We start from the raw sequence: 16444 nt of genomic DNA on the forward strand, positions 1-16444 counted from the left end.
TGGCCGCCAGGAGCGGAATCAGGCGACGACCCGGTGGCCGCCGGTGTAGACGTTCATCGTCCGATCCCGTAGGAACCCGACCAGGGTCATTCCCGCCTCGGTGGCCACGTCGACCGCGAGCGTGCTCGGTGCTGAAACAGCGGCGAGCAGAGGAACACCGGCCATCCAGGCCTTCTGGGTCAGCTCGAAACTGGCCCGGCCCGACACGAGCAGCACCTGACCGCTCAGCGGCAGCCGGTGTTCGCGTACCGCCCAGCCCACCACCTTGTCGACCGCGTTGTGCCGACCCACGTCCTCGCGCAGCACCACCAGCTCGCCGTCCGTGGAGAACAGGCCCGCGGCGTGCAGCCCGCCGGTGCGATCGAACCCCCGCTGCCCGGCCCGCAGCCGCTGCGGCAACTCGGCCAGCAGCTCCGCCGGTACGCTGAGCGGATCGTCGCGGACGTCGAAGATCGACCGGGTACGCACCGCGTCGATGCTCGCCTTGCCGCACACCCCGCAGGCGCTGGTGGTGTGGAAGTGCCGGGTCGCATCGGCGACCGGGTCCGGTACTCCGGGAGCGAGGGTCACGTCGACCACGTTGTAGGTGTTCGGGGTGTCGGCGCCGGCACACAACTGCGCGGTGGACACGTCGTCCGCGGAGCGGATCAGCCCCTCGTTGAACAGGAAGCCGATGGCCAGGTCCAGGTCGGCACCCGGGGTACGCATGGTGACGGTCAGCGGCGGACGTGGCCCAGGTCCGGCGGGACCGACCCGGATCTCCAGCGGCTCCTCGGCGGCGATCGTGTCCGGCCGCCGCACCCGGCGCCGGCCGGCGTCCGTCGCGTCCAGATCCACCCGCACCACACCACGCCGATCCGAAGCCCGTCCCACGTCCCCCATCCTGCCCCGCATCGCCGGACGTCCTCCACGCCGCCCTCGATCCGTGCCCGGCCACCACGACTGCCGCCGGGGCCGGGCCGGCGGCTAGCGTGGCGCCATGACGGCGTACGCGGCGGTGGTGCTCGCGGGTGGTGCGGGGCGTCGGATGGGTGGGCGGGACAAGCCGGCGTTACCGGTCGGCGGGGTGCCGATGCGTGAGCGGGTGCTGTCCGCGGTGGCCGATGCGTCGCCCCGGATCCTGGTCGGCCCCGGACCGGCGATCACCGGAGTGCGGCTGACCCGGGAGGTGCCGCCTGGCGGCGGGCCGGTGACCGCCGTCGCGGCCGGGCTGGCCCTGGTCGACACCGAGGTACCGGCCGTCGCCCTGCTCGCCGCCGACCTGCCCCTGCTGACCCGGTCAGCTGTCGGCGGCCTGCTGGACCACCTGCACGGCACCGGCTACGACCGCTCCCGGTCCGCCGGAACGGCGAGCATGGAAAGGCCGGGTTCGGCGGCGTTCGACGGGGCCTGTTACGTGGACCGGTCGGGGCGGCGGCAGACGCTGTGCGGGGTGTGGCGGCCCGCCGCGCTGCGGGCCGCCCTGGATCGACTGAGGGTTCGGCGCGGCGGCGACGTGACCGGTGCACCCCTGCGGGAACTGCTTGCCGGCCTGATCGTGTGCGAGGTGACGTGGCACGGTGACGGCCCGGAGCCCTGGTTCGACTGCGACACTGAGCGTGACCTACGCCGGGCGGAGGAGTGGACGCGATGACGGTGCTGGACGACTGGGTCACGGCCGCCTGTGCGGAGCTGGGTCTCGATCCGACGCAGGTGCCGGTGCCGACCGTGCTGGATCTGGCCCGGGACGTGGCGCACCAGGTGCTGCGGCCGGGTGCGCCGGTCACCGCGTACCTGCTCGGTCTGGCCGTCGGGCAGGGCGCGGATCCGGCCGTGGCCGTGGCCCGGCTCTCCGGGCTGGCCGCCACCTGGCCGGTGGAACTGGGTGGCGAACCGCACTCCCGCGCCGACCCGGCCGGACCCGACCACGGCTGACCGCTCCCGGAGGTTGTCCGATCACGGTCCGCGCTGATCCGTGCCGGCAGCCTGCTGGGTAGGGTGACCGGAACGGACGGAGGCGATCATGACGGCTGACCACCCCTCGGCGCCGCCCGGCACGCCGGTGCACCACGAGTCGATCCTGCTCGACGAGCCGAGCACGGCCGACCTGCGGGCGAAGGTGACCCAGGCGTGGCGGGATTTCGCCCGGGCGCTGGCGGAGCGGCTGACCACGCTGCCGCCCGGCGCGGAGGTGGCGTTGACCCTCGACCCGACCGCCTCCGGCACCGACGACGCCGTCTACTCCGTCTATGTCGAGGTGAGCAGCGACGGCCGGTTCGCCGCCCGGGCGGTGGGCAACGCCACCCTGCCCCAGGGATACCGGCTGGACCGTGCGGCGGTCGCCGACATGATCGCGTTGGGCTGGTCACCGCCGGGCGTGGTCGCCGGTTCGGGGGACCAGTTCGGCCTGGACTATTCCGCGGACGAGGCCACCCGGCTGGCCGCGCTGCTCTCCCGCACACTGCGCGACATCTACGGTGCCCCACATCCGGCTTTTCTCGTCTACGCGATCGAGGACGGCGAGGGTGAGCCGATCCCCGGAGAGGCGCTGGGTACCGCCCGCAGCGCGGCGAACCTGGCGCGGGAGATCGGCACCGAGCTTGAGAAGGCGCTGGCCGCAACCGACGAGGCCGATGCCGACACCGAGGTGCTGGATCTGGCCGAGCGGGTCCGCACGGTCGTCTCGACCATGCTCAAATCGGACTCCGACCGGCTTCAGGTCGACTCCGACGGTGACATCAACATCCGCGCCGGATCAGCGATGGTCTTCGTCCGGGTGCGGGACAATCCGCCGCTTGTCGACGTCTTCTCTCCGGTGCTGACCGAGGTCGAGCCGACCGAGCGGCTGTACGTCAAGCTCTCCGAGCTGACCAACCGGATGCCGATCGGCCGGCTCTACTGCGCCGACGACACCGTGTGGGCGTCGATCCCGGTCTTCGGTCGCAATTTCCAGCCGACCCACCTGATGCTGGCGGTACAGGTGATGACCGGGCTCGCGGACGAACTGGACGACCGTCTGCACGGCGAGTTCGGCGGCAAGCGGTTCTTCGGCGAGGGAGACAAGCCGGGACGCGGCGAGCATCGCACCGGCATGTACCTCTGAGGGCGGTCAGCGCACGTCGAGCAGGGTCTTGCCGACCGTCGAGCGGGCCTCGATCGCCGCGTGCGCCTCGGCCGCCCGTGCCAGCGGGAAGCGCTGGCCGATCACCGCGCGCAGCCGCCCGGCCGCCCCCTCCGCCAGCGCCCGTTCGGTGTACGCCCGCAGCTGGGCGGGGGTCGGCGTCGGCCGGACCAGGGTCACGCCCCGCTCGGCGGCGGACTCCGCCTCGATGCCCGCCCACTCGCCGCTGGCCAGGCCGAAGCTGAGCATCCGACCACCCGGGTCGAGCAGCTCGAACGCGTCCCGCCCGATCGGGCCCCCGACCCCGTCGAAGACCACATCCACGGCACCGGTCGCCGACCGTACCCGGCCAACCCAGTCCGGTGCCCGGTAGTCCACGGCGATCTCGGCGCCCAGCGGGGGTAGCAGCTCGACCTTGCGCGTACCGCCGGCGAGCCCGACCACCCGCGCTCCGGCACCGGCCGCGAGCTGGACGAGCAGGCTGCCCACCCCACCGGCGGCGGCCTCGACCAGCACCCGGTCACCTGGTTTGAGCTCGGCCGCCTCCGCCAGCAGCAACGCCGTACGTCCGTCGGCGAGCAGGGCCACCGCCTGATCGAGCGGCATCCCGTCCGGTACCGCCACCGGCAGCGCCGCGTCGACGACGACCCGCTCGGCGTACGCGCCGGAGCCGCCGGTGCTGCTGACCACCCGCCGACCGACCAGTCCCGGGTCGACGCCCGGCCCGACGTCGCTGATCACACCGCCGACCCCGTTACCCGGAATCACCGGCAGCCGCGCGCCGGATGGGCCGAAGCCGGTCGCCCGGAACTGGGTCTCCACGAAGGTGATGTTCGCGTGCACCACGTCGATCAGCACCTGTCCCGGCTCGGGAACGGGATCGGGCGCGGTGCCGGGCACCAGCTTCTCCGGCCCGCTGAACTCGTGAATCCACACCGCGCGCATGTCTCCCCCTCACCGCCGCTTCCCACCGGAGTCGATCAGTTGAAGCGTGGTTGAGGTCAAGGCGGGTGGGGCCCGGAAACCCCGAGAAACCGGACCCCACCCGCGCGGGAGGAAGGTTCAGGTGGCGGCGATCCAGGCCAGGCTCCGGGCCGAGGCCGGGTCGGTGGCGCGCAGGCCCGCCTCGGAGACCGTCCAGAGCACGTCGCCGACCACGAGTGACCGCCGTACCGGCTGCCCCCACTGCCGTCGGCCGCTGTCGTTCCCGGCCGGGTGGGTCACCTCGCCGATCTCACTTATGGTGTCGTCGCTGACGCGCAACAGCCGGACACCGGCGTCGACCGGCAAGGCCACCAGGCCGGTGTCCGGGCGGTACAGGAAGGCGTGCGGGTCGTGCTCGGCGTGGGACCACCCGCCGGGCAGGTGCCACTGGTCCAGCCGGTCCGGTTGGCCCGGATCACGGACGTCGAAGAGTGACACCTGGACGCCCTTGGTCCGTCCCTGGCGGTCGGCCTCCTGACCGACACCGAGCAGGCGGTCCCCGGGCAGCGGATGCAGGTACGCGGAGTAGCCGGTGATCTTCAGCTCGCCGGTGACCCTGGGCGCGGCCGGATCGGCGAGGTTGAGCGCGTAGAGCGGATCGGTCTGCCGGAAGGTCACGACGTACGCGACCGGGCCGAGGTAGCGCACCGAGTAGATGCGTTCACCCCGCCCGAGGCCGCCGACCATGCCGACCGGTACCAGCGCCCCGTCGTCGTGACGCAGCACGCGAACCGCCGACTCGGAGGTGGAGCCGTCGTCCCGGAATTCGCCGGTGGTGGTGGCCACCCGCAGGTGCCCCGCCCACTCCGAGAGCGCGTACTGGTTGATCAAGCGGCCGGGCACCGAGCCGGCGGCCAGGAAGCGGGGACGCCCCGGCGCGGCGGTGTCGAACTGGTAGATGTCGGTGATCGGCTCGGCCGGCGAGGGCCGCCAGCGGGGCAGGCCGGTGATCGGTGTCGGACGCTGACCCGCCAGGTACAGGCTGGTCGCCGTGCCGTAGACGGTGTCGGCGTCGGCGGCCACCGCCACCGGGTCACCATCACCCAGCCGGTCGCTGGTGAGGTCGAAGCTGAGCACGGTGAGGGTGGCCGCGCCGGTCATCCGCTCGGGCCGGCTGAGTCGGTCGCAGCCGACCCGACCGGTGTGCCGCTCCGGCCCGGCGGTCCACTCGTACTCCGGCAGCCATGCCTCGACACCGGCCCGGGCGATCACCTTGCGGTTCCGTTCGGTGCGGACCTGGTCGGTGCCCTCGGACGCCAGCGGAAACTCCAGTCGGGCCGGTGCCCGGACCACCACCCGGGCCGTGTCACCGGTCAACCGGGCGTCGACCGTGCTGCCCTGGATGCGGTACGTGCCGAGCACCAGGGGACGGCCGGCCAGGTCGATCAACAGTAGGCGGGTACCACCGGGACGCCTGATCGAGCGCAGCGCGTCGGCCGGGCGCGGCGGGTCTTCGCCGAGTACCAGCGCGTGGTCGCCGAGCAACAGCAGGCGGTGCTCCTGCCAGCGCAGTTCCTCCCGGCCGTCGGCCAGGTCGAGTCGCCCGGTGACGCGGCGGCTCACCGGATCGACCACCCGCAGCACCCCGCCGGTGACGGTGACGATCCGTCGGCCGTCGGTCTTCACCAGGTCGGGTTCGTCCGCGCCGGCCTCGTGGTTGTTGGTCGTCGAGAAATCCGTCCCGGCATCTTGGCCAGCGGCGTCGCCCGGCGCTCCGGCGAAGGTGCGGGCCATCGACTCCGCGCCGCCGATGGCCGCCGTCTTCAGCCCCCAGTCCTCGGCGAGACCGTACGGGCCGACCGAGGCGTTGGCCGCCGCCCGCAGCTCCGTGAGGGCGTCGGCGCAGGAGTCGAAGGAGACCAGGCCGACCGGCACCATCGGTGTTTCGGCATTGTCGGGCCCGGTCGGCGGAGGCTGTGACACGGCCATGCTGCCGGCGAGCAGCGCGAGCGCGACCAGCGAACCGCCGGCCGTGGCGAACTTGGTGCCCCGTCTCATGGCCGCTTCGACGTGGCGAATTCGGGTTCGGTTCCAGCCGGAGACCGGCCGTTACGGCTTCAGGCGGTGGAGGGGCCGACGCCGGGGGACTCGACCAGCCGGGAGAGCACGATGGTGCTGCGGCTGGAGGTCACGAACGTCTCGGCCCGCAGCCGCTCCAGCGCCTCCTCCAGGTGGGCGATGTCGGCGGCACGCAGGTGCACCAGCGCGTCGGCCTCGCCGGAGACGGTGTACGCGCCGACCACCTCGGGGTGGCGGCGCACGGCGGCGCCGATCTGGGCCGGGGTGGTCCGGCCCGCGCAGAACAACTCCACGAACGCCTCCGTGGTCCAGCCGACCGAGGCCGGGTCCACGATGGCCGTGAATCCCCGGATCACCCCGGCGGACCGCAGTCGATCGACCCGCCGCTTGACCGCCGGAGCGGAGAGCGACACGCGGGCGCCGATGTCGGCGTACGAGGCCCGGGCGTCGGCCACAAGCAGCGCAATGATTCGCTGGTCAACGGCGTCGATCTGCAATGTTCCGCCTCTGGGAAGCAATGTTTGCGGCTGTTACCAAAGTTCTACCGTACCTACCCTTGGTCACCGTGAACCAGCAGCGAGTGCCGCGAAAGCGGACATATCTCATGTGCTCCCCCGAGCACTTCGCGGTCGAGTACGCGATCAACCCGTGGATGGACGTGACGGCCCCGGTCGACGCGGAGCTGGCGGTCAAGCAGTGGGACCGCCTGCGGGAGACGCTGGTCGGCCTCGGCCACGAGGTGCACCTGCTGGTACCCGAGCCCGGCCTGCCCGACATGGTCTACGCGGCCAACGGCGCGTTCATGGTCGACGGCACGGTCTACGGGGCGCAGTTCAAGCACCAGCAGCGGGCCGCCGAGGCGGCCACGCACCGGGCGTTCTACGAGTCCCAGGGCTGGCGGTTCATCGCGCCGAACGAGACGAACGAGGGCGAGGGGGACTTCGCGTACCTGCCGGAGGCGCACGGCGGGCTGATCCTCGCCGGGCACGGCTTCCGTACCGAGTTGCCGGCGCACGCCGAGGCGCAGGAGGCGCTTGGTCGGCCGGTGGTCTCACTGCGGCTGGTCGACCCGCGCTTCTACCACCTGGACGTGGCGCTCGCCTCGATCGACGACGGCAACATCGTCTACTACCCCGGTGCCTTCTCCGCTGCCAGTCAGCGGGTGCTCGCCCAACTCTTCCCGGACGCGGTGCTGGCGGACGACGAGGATGCCCTCGCCTTCGGGCTGAACCTGGTCAGCGACGGGGCCAACGTGGTGCTCAACAGCGAGGCCACCCGGCTCGCCGGTCGGCTCAAGGCGGCCGGCTACGCCCCGGTGCCGGTGGAGTTGGCCGAGCTGAAGAAGGGCGGTGGCAGCGTGAAGTGTTGCATCGCCGAACTGCGGTACTGAGAGTCGATCAACGGACGAGGCCGTCCCCGGGCCGGGGACGGCCTCGCGCTGTCCTCGACCTGGTCAGCCGAGCGTGGCCAACTCGTTGACCAGCACGTTCGACACCACCTGGCCGTCGCGCTGCACCTCACGCAGGTACCACTTCTGCTGTGGCGTACGCGGCTGGTTGAACTGCCAGGCGCCGCGTGGGCTGTCGATCTGCCCGATCCGGCCCAGTGCGAGGTTGACCTGCTGCGGGGTGGGTGCCGGGCCGGCGAGCCGGATCGCCTGGTCGAGCACCTTGGCCGCGTCGTACGAGGCCATCGCGTACGTGGTCGGGGAGGTGTTGTGCTTCTTGCGGTACGCCGAGGCGAACCGGCGGTTGGCCGCGTTGTTCAGGTCGGCGGAGTAGTTCAGGGCGGTACGGATGCCGAGGGCGTCGCTCGCCGGCCGGATGTTCTCCAGCACCGAACCCTCGGTGAGGAAGCCGGGGGCGTAGATCCGGCCCCGGAATCCGGCGTCGCGCAGCTGCATGATGAACTCCACGGCCGCCGTGCCGGAGTAGAAGCAGAAGACGACCGAGGGGTTGCCGGCCAGCGCGCGGTTGATGTCCGAGACGTAGGCGGTCCGGCTGGGGCTGCTGCTGCCGGAGGTCCAGACCACCTCGGAGGCGAGCCGCGGGTCGGACGCGCCGAACTCCTCGCGGAAGCCACGAAGCACATCCTCGACGCCGACGACCCCTTCCGGCAGGATCGTCGCGATCCGGTCGGAGGCGGCGAGTTCGTCCTTCAGGTAGCGGCCGAGCGCCCGGCCCGCCTCGTCGAGCACGTACGAGGTACGCCAGATGTAGACGACGCTCTGCAGGTTCGCAGGCGAGGCGTTGGAGCCGATCAACGGCACCCGGGCCTGCTCCACGATGTCCTTGATGCCGAACATGACCGACGAGCTGGCGACCCCGGTCAGGGCGAGCACACCCTGCTTGAGCAGTCCCTCGACGGCACCCTGACCGGACTTGACGTTGTCACCCTCGTCGGCCGTGACCACGTCGACCGGGTGGCCACCGAGTCGCCGGTCGTTGAGGTCCAGGTACAGCTCGAAGCCGTTGCTGAGTTCGTCGCCGACCGCCTTGCTCGGGCCGGACTGTGGCGCGATGAGCCCGATCTTGATCGGGCTCTCTGTGCCGGCCACCTCCGGCTCGGCGTCGGAGCCGCATGCGGCGACGAGCCCGCCCGTACCGAGCGCGGCCAGCAGCTGGAGTGCCCGCCTGCGGTTCATCTGCGACACCGAGTTTCCCTTCGAATGTGTTGCCGGGGCGCATCCGCCCCTTCGGCGTTCTACCTGCTCGGCGACGCTGCGTCAATGGCTAATGATCTTCGTGCAGAGACCGCAACGCGTCGGTAACCTGAGGCCACGCTGGCGAGTCCGGAGCGATAAGCCCGAAATGCTCGCAATCTGGTAGCTCAATCAGGCGGATTTCGGTGCCGGCGGCGCGGGCGGCAGCCGCGTAATTTCGAGAGAGGTCGATGGGTACCTGTTGATCGAGCGTGCCGTGTATCACTACCGTGCGTGGCCGGAGGGGAACCAGAGCCCGAGGATCCGCCGTCGCGTAACGCTCCGGCACATCGGCCGGTCCGCCGCCGAGCAGCGCGGCCACGGCACCGGCGTCGAGATCCAGCCGGTACGCCTCGGCCAGGTCGGCGACCGGTGCGAGGGCCAGCACCCCGGCGACGGCACCGGGTGCGTGGGCCGCCGCGTACAGCGCGAGGTGCCCGCCGGCCGAGTGGCCGACCAGCACCGGTGGCGTGGCGGTGACCTGCCCCGGCAGCGCGACCTCGGCCAACCCGGGCAGCGCGGAGACTCCGCCCAGCACGTCGGTCAGGGTGCCGGGCCAGCCGCCGCCGGGCTGACCGGTCCGCCGGTACTCCAACTGGGCGACCGGGTACCCGAGCGCGGCCAGTGCGGTCGCCAGTGGCCCGGTGTGCCGCCGGTCGTACTCCGCGCGCCAGAAACCACCGTGCACCACCACCACCAGCGGACGGGGCGGTCCGGAGCCGGCCGGGCGGCGCAGGTCGGCGATCTGGTCCGGGTGTTCGCCGTAGGCGACGGTCGCGTCCGGTTCGGGCGCGGGGCGGGTCAGCACCGTACGGGGATCGGAGTGCATCGGGCGACGGTAGCGCGGCTCACCGGCCACCGTCAGATAGGTGCCGCCCGGGTAACAGGGCAGCGGGCCGCCGGACGCTGACGGGTACCGCTGGGTAAAGATGGAGGGCATGACCGAAGCGCGCTCCGCTGGACAGAACGACGAGCCCGACCGGGACGGTACCGGGCACTCCGGAACCGTGGTGGTGGTCGGACCGGACGGCCGGCCCGTCGGCACCGTGCAGACCGACGAAGGATCTGGTGAGGATCCGTCGCGCCTGGTCGAACAGCCGGCCAAGGTGATGCGGATCGGCAGCATGATCAAACAGCTGTTGGAGGAGGTCAAGGCCGCTCCGCTGGACGATGCCAGTCGGCACCGGATGCGGGAGATCCACCAACGGTCGATCGTCGAGCTGAAGGAAGGGCTCGCCCCCGAGCTGCGGGAGGAGCTGGAACGGATCTCGCTGCCCTTCTCCGAGGACCAGGCACCGAGCGAGGGCGAGCTGCGCATCGCCCACGCCCAGCTGGTCGGCTGGCTGGAAGGGCTGTTCCACGGCATCCAGGCAGCTCTGGTCGCGCAACAGATGGCGGCCCGGGTGCAGCTGGAGCAGATGCGTTCCGGTCGGCAGGCGCTGCCCAGCGGACCGGCCGGGGCGATGCTGCCGGGCATGCCCGGCATGGGTCAGCCGGGCGGCGGTGAGGGACACAGCACCGGCCAGTACCTCTGACCATGAGTCCGGCTGCGGCGCGCTCGTCGCGCGTCGCAGCCGACGGCTCAGTCCGCCCCGAAAACCTTCTCCAGGTACGCGGCCACCCCGTCGGACGAGTTCGCCGGGGCGACCTCGTCGGCGACCGCCAGCACCTCCGGATGCGCGTTGGCGACCGCCACCGCCCGCCCTGCCCAGGTGAGCATCGGCAGGTCGTTGGGCATGTCACCGAAGGCCAGCACGTCCGGCGCGGCGACACCGAGGCGGTGGCAGTACCAGGCCAGGCCCGCCGCCTTCGTCACCCCGGCGGCCGAGATCTCCACCAGCCCGGAGTGTGAGGAGTGGGTGGCCTCCGCGAGCCCGGTGAGGGCGGCGGCGACCAGTCGGGTGAACCGGTCGGGGTCCTGCTCGCCGGCCCGCGCCAGCAGCTTCACCGCGGGGGCCGACAGCAGTTCCTCGGCGGTCTGCACCGCCCGGATCGCCTCGTCGTCGGCGTCCCACCGCAACGGGTAGTGCGCCTCGTGACGCATCTCGCGGCCATCGACGATCTCCACGGCGAGGCTCACCTCGGGTACCTCGGCACGCAGGCGTCGGACCACCTCGGCGAGCAGTTCCGGAGCCAGCGGGTCGGCCCGCAGCACCTCGTCGGTGCTCGGGTCGTAGACCACCGCGCCGTTGGCGCAGACCGCCGGCAGCGGCTCGGCCAGCTGGTCGTACACCAACCGGAGCCAGCGGATCGGCCGGCCGGTGACCAGGACGACCGGCGTGCCCTGGGCGGAGATCCGGGCCAGCACGTCGGCGGTGCGGGCGCTGAGGGTGCGGTCGTCGCGCAGCAGTGTCCCGTCGATGTCGCTGGCGACCAGGTGCGGCGTGGAATCCATCACCGGGACAGTAGCCGGTCGAGATAGATCGCCACCCCGTCGTCGTCGTTGCGCAAGGTGACCTCGTCGGCGACCGCGCGCAGGCTCGGGTGGGCGTTGGCGACGGCCACCCGACCCCAGCCGGCCCACTCGAACATCGGCAGGTCGTTGGGCATGTCACCGAAGACCAGCACGTCCGCCGGGTCCACCCCGAGGGTCTGTGCGATGACGCTGAGCCCGGAGGCCTTGTCCACGCCGGGCGGGCAGATCTCGATGAAGCCCAGGCCCGCCTGGGTGAGGGTGGCCAGATGCGGCGGCACGATCTCCCGCGCGACGGCCAGCAACTCGTCCACGTGGTGATCGGCGGTACGCGCGAATGCCTTGATCACATCGTCGGCGAGGCACTCCGTGCGGCTGCGCACCTCGAACGCGTCCTGATAGGGCCACGCGGGGTGGTAGTCGCCCCAGAGCGGCGCCTCATGCTCATCCGACGCCTCCACCATGACCGTCAGCGGGCCGACCGCGGCCTCCAGTTCAGCCAGCAGGACGGCCAGCACCTCGCTGGAGAGGCGCTCGTCCCGCAGCACCACCGGCCCCTCCGGGTCGCTCTGGTCGACCACCCGGCCGCCGCCGGCCAGCACGAGGAAATCGGCGGCGCGGATGTCGTTGCGGGTCAGTTCGGTCAGCCGAGGGCCGCGACCGGTGGCGCCGACCACCGGGATACCGGCGGCGCGTACCCGGTCGAGCACCTCGTGGGTGAAGGCCGACACGGTGTCGTCGCTGCGGACGAGCGTCCCGTCGAGGTCGGTGGCGATCAGCTTGGGCAGTCCCGGGCGGGTCATGGTTCCTCCTTCGCCCGCCGCCGTCGCGACCAGCCGTTCTCCTCGTCGATCGGCGACCCGGCGTGACGGCGGGCAGCAACCGTACCTCGCACAACCGGTCGCAACCATGGCTTCCAGGCGAATCGGGTGCCAACGGGCGACACACCGGAGGTGACCTCGTCACCGGGTTCGGTGGATCAGTCGGTCGGTGCCTCCCGGGCGAAGGGCACCGTCGGTGTGACGGTTATGTCCGCAGGTGGGCGTTCCCCCTCCGGCTCCGCGTCCATCGACGGCCGTCGGCCGCGCCGTCGCGGGCCGTCCGACCCCGGCCGGGCGTCGGCCGGTCCGGGAGAGGTCCGGAGGAGCGCAGCGGCGAACAGCCCGACGGCGACGAAGCCGGTGATCAGACCGCGCCCGTACTCGACGTCGAAGGTCAGTTCCGGGTTCAAGTACATTCCCCGGCCCAGGGTGTCGTCGAGTGCCGTCGCGGTCGTCGCCAGCAGCGCGAGCACACCCGCGGCGAGTGCCAGTCCGGCCACCCGGGCATTCGCCCGGACCGCGTCCGTACCGCGCACCGCGAGCGCCACCGTGGCACCGAGCGCGAGCAGCCCGACCAGGTATGCCGAGCCCAGCCCGAGGTCGGAGATGCCGCTGGTCACCTGTAGCGGGGTGTCCGGATCCGGCCCGCCGTTGGGGATCGTGATCGTCGACCACTCGCCGAGCAGCGACGCCAGAGCCGCCACCGCACCGAGCCCGGCCAGCAGCACCGGCACCCGGTGGTCACCGCCGAGGCCACCGAGAGCCCGCCGGAACCGGCCGGTTGCCGGCGACTCGTCCTCCGCCCCCCACTCGATGACGCTGGCACCGTCGGTGCGGTCGTCCTGACGGGGAATGGGGAGGTCGTGGGTCATCACTCACCCTCTCCTGATGGCCGGGACGCGCGTCCGCCGCGCCACGAGGTCCGGGTCGCATCATGACACAGCCGGGTCGCGACGCCGGGGAACAACCACGCGGCCGGGGGGGCGGTCGGTCGCCTGCCGGCCCTCGGTGGACTAGCGTCAGGTGCATGCCTATCCGTACCGCTTCCGCACGCTGGCAGGGCAACCTCACCGAGGGGTCCGGCACCATCCGCACCGGCAAGGGCGGGCTGGAGGGGAACTACTCCTTCAAGTCCCGTTTCGAAGAGGGTGAGGGCACCAACCCCGAGGAACTGATCGGTGCCGCGCACGCCGGCTGCTTCTCGATGGCCTTCTCCAAGGCGCTCGCCGACGCCGGCACGACGCCCACCTCCGTGGAGACCACCGCCAAGGTGCACCTCGACAAGACCGACGCCGGGATGACCGTGACCCGGATCGAGCTGGACACCGTCGGTGCGGTGCCCGGCATCGACGAGGCGCAGTTCGCCAAGCTGGCCGAGGCCGCCAAGCAGAACTGCCCGATCTCCCGCCTGCTCTCCCCCGGCGCCGAGATCACCCTCACCGCTCGCCTCACCTCCTGACCTACGCCCAGCCCACTCCACTCCCATTCCGCGCCGATCTTGCACTTTCGGTCTCCGTTACGCGGCTTCTGTGCCGGTTTGCGGCGACCGGAAGTGCAAGATCGCGGATGGGGTGGGGGAGAATGGGAGCGTGGCGGTCGAGATGGAGCGGGAGCGGTTCGAGGAACTGGTCGGGGAGGCGCTCGACGAGGTTCCGGAGGAACTGCTGGCGCTGATGAGCAACGTGGTGATCCTGGTCGAGGACGACCCGCCGCCCGGCGAGGATCTGCTCGGCCTGTACGAGGGACACGCGCTGACCGAACGCGGCTGGGACTACGCAGGCGTACTGCCCGACCGGATCCTCATCTACCGCAACCCCATCCTGCGCATCTGCCACAGCGACGAGGACGTCGTCGACGAGGTAGCCGTGACAGTGGTGCACGAGATCGCCCACCACTTCGGCATCGACGACGCGCGCCTACACGAGCTGGGCTGGGGTTGACGTCTGCGTCCGGGGTTGCGGGCTGGCCCTACCGTCTCGGCCAGGTACGGCGAGTACGGGAGGAACCATGCGCAGCGAGCTGTTCTCGGCGGCTAATCTGGAGCAGGAGTCGACGCAACCCGGCATGCGGTTGCAGAACTCCAAGATGTTGAAGATCGAACTCGACGGTGAGGCGATGGCCCGGGTCGGTTCGATGGTGGCGTACCAGGGGCAGGTGCAGTTCCAGGCGCTCGGCTCCGGTGGGCTGGGCAACTTCCTCAAGCAGAAGCTCACCGGCGAGGGTGTGCCGCTGATGAAGCTCACCGGACGCGGCGACGTGTTCCTGGCCGACTTCGCCAAGGACGTGCACGTCATCGACCTGGAGCCGGGCGACGCCCTCTCCATCAACGGCTCCAGCGTGCTGGCCTTCGACGCCACGCTGCGCTACGACATCAAGATGGTCGGCGGGGCGGGCATGGCCTCGTCCGGCCTGTTCAACTGCGTCTTCACCGGGCACGGCAGGATCGCCGTCACCACCCGGGGAACGCCGGTCGTGCTCAACGTCGACGCGCCCACCTACGTGGACCCACAGGCCGCCGTCTGCTGGTCGGCGAGCCTACAGACCGGCTACCACCGGGCCGACCAGATCGGGCTCGGCACGCTGCTGGGCCGCACCACCGGTGAGGCGTACACGATGAGCTTCGCCGGCCACGGCTTCGTCGTCGTCCAGCCCTCCGAGGAGCCACCGATCATGGGCAGCGGCCAGCAGGACCAGGGCGGTGTGCTCGGCGGCCTGTTCCGGTAGGCCGCGGCGCGCCGGGCTCGCGCGCAGTCGGGGCCCGGCTACGCCGGCCGGCGGCACCCGGGTCGCTCAGGACAGCTCGCCCGCGCGTAGGCGGGCGAGCCAGGCGGCAGCATCCGTGTAGTCGGCGTCGGAGAGGCCCGCCGGGGCGGTCACCGGCCGTACCGGCGCCGCTCCGTCCCAACGGTGCCGGGGGTACGAGCCGAGGAAGCGTACGTCGGCGCAGACCCGACGTAACCCCTGCAACGCCTCACCCAGCCGGACGTCCGCGACGTGACCGGTGCAGTCGAGGAAGAAGACGTAGCGGCCGAGGGCCTCGCCCGTTGGTCGGGACTCGATCCTGGTCAGGTTGACGCCCCGGACCGCCAGTTCCATAAGCACGGACAGCAGCGCGCCCACCCGGTCGTGCGCGATGTAGACGGCGAGCGACGTCACGTCGTCGCCGGTGGGCGGCGGAGGCGGACCGGGCCGCGACAGCAGCGCGAAGCGGGTCACCGCGTCGGGATGATCGGCGATCTTGTCGGCCAGGACGGCGAGCCGGTGCCGGGTCGCGCCGATGGGTGCGCAGATGGCCGCGTCGTACTCACCGTTTGCCGCGCCGGCCGCCGCCGCTCCGTTGGACAGCACGTCCACCACGACCGCGTCGGGCAGGTGGGTACGCAGCCAGCCCCGGCACTGGGTGGACGCCTGCGGGTGTGCGGCGATGCTGCGCACCGACGGCAGCAGGGTTCCCGCCCGTGCCCCGAGCACGAACTCCACCGGCAGGATCACCTCCCGGGTGATCACCAGCGGCTCTCCCTCGGCCAACTCGTCGAGGGTGACCCCGACCGCGCCCCCGATCGAGTTCTCCAGCGGCACCAGAGCCGCGTCGGCCTCGGCGGCGCGGACGGCCTCCAGCGCCTCGCCGACGCTGCGGGCCGGCGTGCGGCTGCCCCGCTCGGCAGCGGGCACGGTGCGTAGTGCCTGCTCGGCGAAGGTGCCCTCGGGCCCGAGGTAGACGAAACGGGTCGGCGGCGTTCCCGGCATGCCTTCAGCCTACGCACCCGGAGTCGGCGACGGGCCCGACGGACCGCCACCGTCACTGCCACAGGCCAGGGTCTGGATGCCGGCCGGGCTGGCGACCCGCACCTCGGCCGTGCACACGTCGGTACCGGCGGTCACCAGGCGCAAAGATCCGGACCGGTCCCGGCTGACCACCTGGAGCGGTTCGTATCCGGAGACGTCGAGGGTGGTCAGGTGCCAGTCGGCGGCACACAACGGACCGTTGCGGACGCTGACCCGAGCGCTGCCGGGCAGCAGCCCACGACGGCCACGTACCAGCTCGATGATCTGCTTCCCGGACGGCTCGCCGGGGCAGGCCACCGCGACCAGTCCCGGGTCGGCCGACGGCGTGGTCGGCACGGCACCCGGAAGTGCACCGAAAGACGGCGTGGCGGAACTGGTGGGGCTGCTCGTCGCCCGGCTGGGCGGCAGGGTCGGCAGACCGCCGCTGTCCCGTACCTCCGGGGGTGCGCCACATCCGACGGCCAACACCATCAGCACGGCAACACCGATCAGCCGGCCGTGCCGCCGGCACGGTCGGAGGAAGACCCCGGCAGGGGACCGGGAGCCAGCGGTGGGCCGATCGGGGTCCACGGGGAACGGCGAGGTGGGCGGCACGGGGTGGTCCTCAGGGCGGGAACTCT

General features: G+C 71.9%; 19 protein-coding genes. 8 read left to right on the forward strand and 11 right to left on the reverse strand.

The annotated features are described in order from the left end of the window. Positions 1 to 18: 18 nt before the first annotated feature. Positions 19 to 873 (reverse strand): formate dehydrogenase accessory sulfurtransferase FdhD, encoded by an 855-nt coding sequence (fdhD, locus tag O7624_RS16110; protein WP_282236372.1) that lies wholly within the window; start codon positions 871 to 873, stop codon positions 19 to 21. Between the two features lie 106 nt (positions 874 to 979). Here fdhD and O7624_RS16115 point away from each other — a divergent pair, with 106 nt between their 5' ends. The 3 genes from O7624_RS16115 (at position 980) to O7624_RS16125 (ending at position 3082) form a co-directional block, all read left to right on the forward strand. After that, positions 980 to 1633, forward strand: a complete 654-nt coding sequence (locus O7624_RS16115) for an NTP transferase domain-containing protein (protein ID WP_282236373.1) — start codon at positions 980 to 982, stop codon at positions 1631 to 1633. Next, entirely contained in the window at positions 1630 to 1914 is a 285-nt protein-coding gene (locus O7624_RS16120) for a DUF6457 domain-containing protein (RefSeq protein ID WP_282236374.1), read from the forward strand. Before O7624_RS16115 ends, O7624_RS16120 begins: the two co-directional genes overlap by 4 nt. An 88-nt stretch (positions 1915 to 2002) precedes the next feature. Beyond that, positions 2003 to 3082: a hypothetical protein gene (locus O7624_RS16125; RefSeq protein WP_093410853.1), complete on the forward strand. Its 1080-nt coding sequence runs from the start codon at positions 2003 to 2005 to the stop codon at positions 3080 to 3082. Positions 3083 to 3088: 6 nt separating this feature from the next. Here O7624_RS16125 and O7624_RS16130 read toward each other — a convergent pair whose 3' ends face one another. The 3 genes from O7624_RS16130 to O7624_RS16140 all read right to left on the reverse strand — a co-directional run bounded on the left by O7624_RS16130 (position 3089) and on the right by O7624_RS16140 (position 6600). Then, positions 3089 to 4045 (reverse strand): zinc-binding dehydrogenase, encoded by a 957-nt coding sequence (locus O7624_RS16130; RefSeq protein ID WP_282236375.1) that lies wholly within the window; start codon positions 4043 to 4045, stop codon positions 3089 to 3091. A gap of 117 nt (positions 4046 to 4162) precedes the next feature. Beyond that, positions 4163 to 6082, reverse strand: coding sequence for a beta-propeller domain-containing protein (locus tag O7624_RS16135; protein WP_282236376.1), 1920 nt, complete (start codon positions 6080 to 6082; stop codon positions 4163 to 4165). Positions 6083 to 6141: 59 nt separating this feature from the next. Beyond that, positions 6142 to 6600, reverse strand: a complete 459-nt coding sequence (locus tag O7624_RS16140) for an Lrp/AsnC family transcriptional regulator (protein WP_093410847.1) — start codon at positions 6598 to 6600, stop codon at positions 6142 to 6144. A gap of 59 nt (positions 6601 to 6659) precedes the next feature. Here O7624_RS16140 and ddaH point away from each other — a divergent pair, with 59 nt between their 5' ends. Continuing rightward, positions 6660 to 7493: a dimethylargininase gene (gene ddaH, locus O7624_RS16145; protein ID WP_170863627.1), complete on the forward strand. Its 834-nt coding sequence runs from the start codon at positions 6660 to 6662 to the stop codon at positions 7491 to 7493. A gap of 63 nt (positions 7494 to 7556) precedes the next feature. On the opposite strand, the gene O7624_RS16150 is transcribed toward ddaH, so the two are convergent. Both O7624_RS16150 and O7624_RS16155 read right to left on the reverse strand, forming a co-directional pair. Next, a complete protein-coding gene (locus O7624_RS16150; RefSeq protein ID WP_282236377.1) occupies positions 7557 to 8756 on the reverse strand; it encodes an ABC transporter substrate-binding protein in 1200 nt (399 codons plus the stop codon). A gap of 79 nt (positions 8757 to 8835) precedes the next feature. Then, positions 8836 to 9633 (reverse strand): alpha/beta hydrolase, encoded by a 798-nt coding sequence (locus O7624_RS16155; RefSeq protein WP_282240650.1) that lies wholly within the window; start codon positions 9631 to 9633, stop codon positions 8836 to 8838. Between the two features lie 100 nt (positions 9634 to 9733). Between O7624_RS16155 and O7624_RS16160 the strand changes: the two genes are divergently transcribed. Continuing rightward, positions 9734 to 10339 (forward strand): bacterial proteasome activator family protein, encoded by a 606-nt coding sequence (locus tag O7624_RS16160; RefSeq protein WP_282236378.1) that lies wholly within the window; start codon positions 9734 to 9736, stop codon positions 10337 to 10339. Between the two features lie 47 nt (positions 10340 to 10386). Here the strand turns inward: O7624_RS16160 and O7624_RS16165 are convergent, their stop codons facing one another. The 3 genes from O7624_RS16165 to O7624_RS16175 all read right to left on the reverse strand — a co-directional run bounded on the left by O7624_RS16165 (position 10387) and on the right by O7624_RS16175 (position 12910). Further along, positions 10387 to 11199, reverse strand: a complete 813-nt coding sequence (locus O7624_RS16165; RefSeq protein WP_282236379.1) for an HAD family hydrolase — start codon at positions 11197 to 11199, stop codon at positions 10387 to 10389. Beyond that, complete coding sequence (locus tag O7624_RS16170) at positions 11199 to 12020, reverse strand: HAD-IIB family hydrolase (protein ID WP_282236380.1); 822 nt, start codon at positions 12018 to 12020, stop codon at positions 11199 to 11201. Before O7624_RS16170 ends, O7624_RS16165 begins: the two co-directional genes overlap by 1 nt. A 176-nt stretch (positions 12021 to 12196) precedes the next feature. Next, positions 12197 to 12910, reverse strand: a complete 714-nt coding sequence (locus tag O7624_RS16175) for a hypothetical protein (protein ID WP_282236381.1) — start codon at positions 12908 to 12910, stop codon at positions 12197 to 12199. A 155-nt stretch (positions 12911 to 13065) separates the two neighbouring features. Between O7624_RS16175 and O7624_RS16180 the strand changes: the two genes are divergently transcribed. The 3 genes from O7624_RS16180 to O7624_RS16190 all read left to right on the forward strand — a co-directional run bounded on the left by O7624_RS16180 (position 13066) and on the right by O7624_RS16190 (position 14762). After that, positions 13066 to 13497: an OsmC family protein gene (locus O7624_RS16180; RefSeq protein WP_093410831.1), complete on the forward strand. Its 432-nt coding sequence runs from the start codon at positions 13066 to 13068 to the stop codon at positions 13495 to 13497. 142 nt (positions 13498 to 13639) lie between these two features. Further along, complete coding sequence (locus O7624_RS16185) at positions 13640 to 13978, forward strand: metallopeptidase family protein (protein WP_170863629.1); 339 nt, start codon at positions 13640 to 13642, stop codon at positions 13976 to 13978. 67 nt (positions 13979 to 14045) lie between these two features. Beyond that, a complete protein-coding gene (locus O7624_RS16190) occupies positions 14046 to 14762 on the forward strand; it encodes an AIM24 family protein (RefSeq protein ID WP_093410827.1) in 717 nt (238 codons plus the stop codon). 66 nt (positions 14763 to 14828) lie between these two features. On the opposite strand, the gene pheA is transcribed toward O7624_RS16190, so the two are convergent. Both pheA and O7624_RS16200 read right to left on the reverse strand, forming a co-directional pair. Beyond that, entirely contained in the window at positions 14829 to 15785 is a 957-nt protein-coding gene (gene pheA, locus O7624_RS16195) for a prephenate dehydratase (RefSeq protein ID WP_282236382.1), read from the reverse strand. 9 nt (positions 15786 to 15794) lie between these two features. Then, positions 15795 to 16295, reverse strand: a complete 501-nt coding sequence (locus O7624_RS16200; RefSeq protein WP_282240651.1) for a hypothetical protein — start codon at positions 16293 to 16295, stop codon at positions 15795 to 15797. Positions 16296 to 16444: the final 149 nt, after the last annotated feature.

Origin of the sequence: Verrucosispora sp. WMMD1129 (genome assembly GCF_029581255.1) — a bacterium.
Taxonomy (GTDB): domain Bacteria; phylum Actinomycetota; class Actinomycetes; order Mycobacteriales; family Micromonosporaceae; genus Micromonospora; species Micromonospora sediminimaris.

Coding starts and splice junctions, on each gene's coding strand:
- O7624_RS16200 (WP_282240651.1), bottom strand. CDS start 16,295: ATGGTGTTGGCCGTCGGATGTGGCGCACCCCCGGAGGTACGGGACAGC.
- O7624_RS16190 (WP_093410827.1), top strand. CDS start 14,046: ATGCGCAGCGAGCTGTTCTCGGCGGCTAATCTGGAGCAGGAGTCGACG.
- O7624_RS16125 (WP_093410853.1), top strand. CDS start 2,003: ATGACGGCTGACCACCCCTCGGCGCCGCCCGGCACGCCGGTGCACCAC.
- O7624_RS16165 (WP_282236379.1), bottom strand. CDS start 11,199: ATGGATTCCACGCCGCACCTGGTCGCCAGCGACATCGACGGGACACTG.
- O7624_RS16175 (WP_282236381.1), bottom strand. CDS start 12,910: ATGACCCACGACCTCCCCATTCCCCGTCAGGACGACCGCACCGACGGT.
- O7624_RS16120 (WP_282236374.1), top strand. CDS start 1,630: ATGACGGTGCTGGACGACTGGGTCACGGCCGCCTGTGCGGAGCTGGGT.
- O7624_RS16185 (WP_170863629.1), top strand. CDS start 13,640: ATGGAGCGGGAGCGGTTCGAGGAACTGGTCGGGGAGGCGCTCGACGAG.
- O7624_RS16115 (WP_282236373.1), top strand. CDS start 980: ATGACGGCGTACGCGGCGGTGGTGCTCGCGGGTGGTGCGGGGCGTCGG.
- O7624_RS16135 (WP_282236376.1), bottom strand. CDS start 6,082: ATGAGACGGGGCACCAAGTTCGCCACGGCCGGCGGTTCGCTGGTCGCG.
- O7624_RS16170 (WP_282236380.1), bottom strand. CDS start 12,020: ATGACCCGCCCGGGACTGCCCAAGCTGATCGCCACCGACCTCGACGGG.
- O7624_RS16160 (WP_282236378.1), top strand. CDS start 9,734: ATGGAGGGCATGACCGAAGCGCGCTCCGCTGGACAGAACGACGAGCCC.
- O7624_RS16130 (WP_282236375.1), bottom strand. CDS start 4,045: ATGCGCGCGGTGTGGATTCACGAGTTCAGCGGGCCGGAGAAGCTGGTG.
- O7624_RS16155 (WP_282240650.1), bottom strand. CDS start 9,633: ATGCACTCCGATCCCCGTACGGTGCTGACCCGCCCCGCGCCCGAACCG.
- pheA (WP_282236382.1), bottom strand. CDS start 15,785: ATGCCGGGAACGCCGCCGACCCGTTTCGTCTACCTCGGGCCCGAGGGC.
- O7624_RS16180 (WP_093410831.1), top strand. CDS start 13,066: ATGCCTATCCGTACCGCTTCCGCACGCTGGCAGGGCAACCTCACCGAG.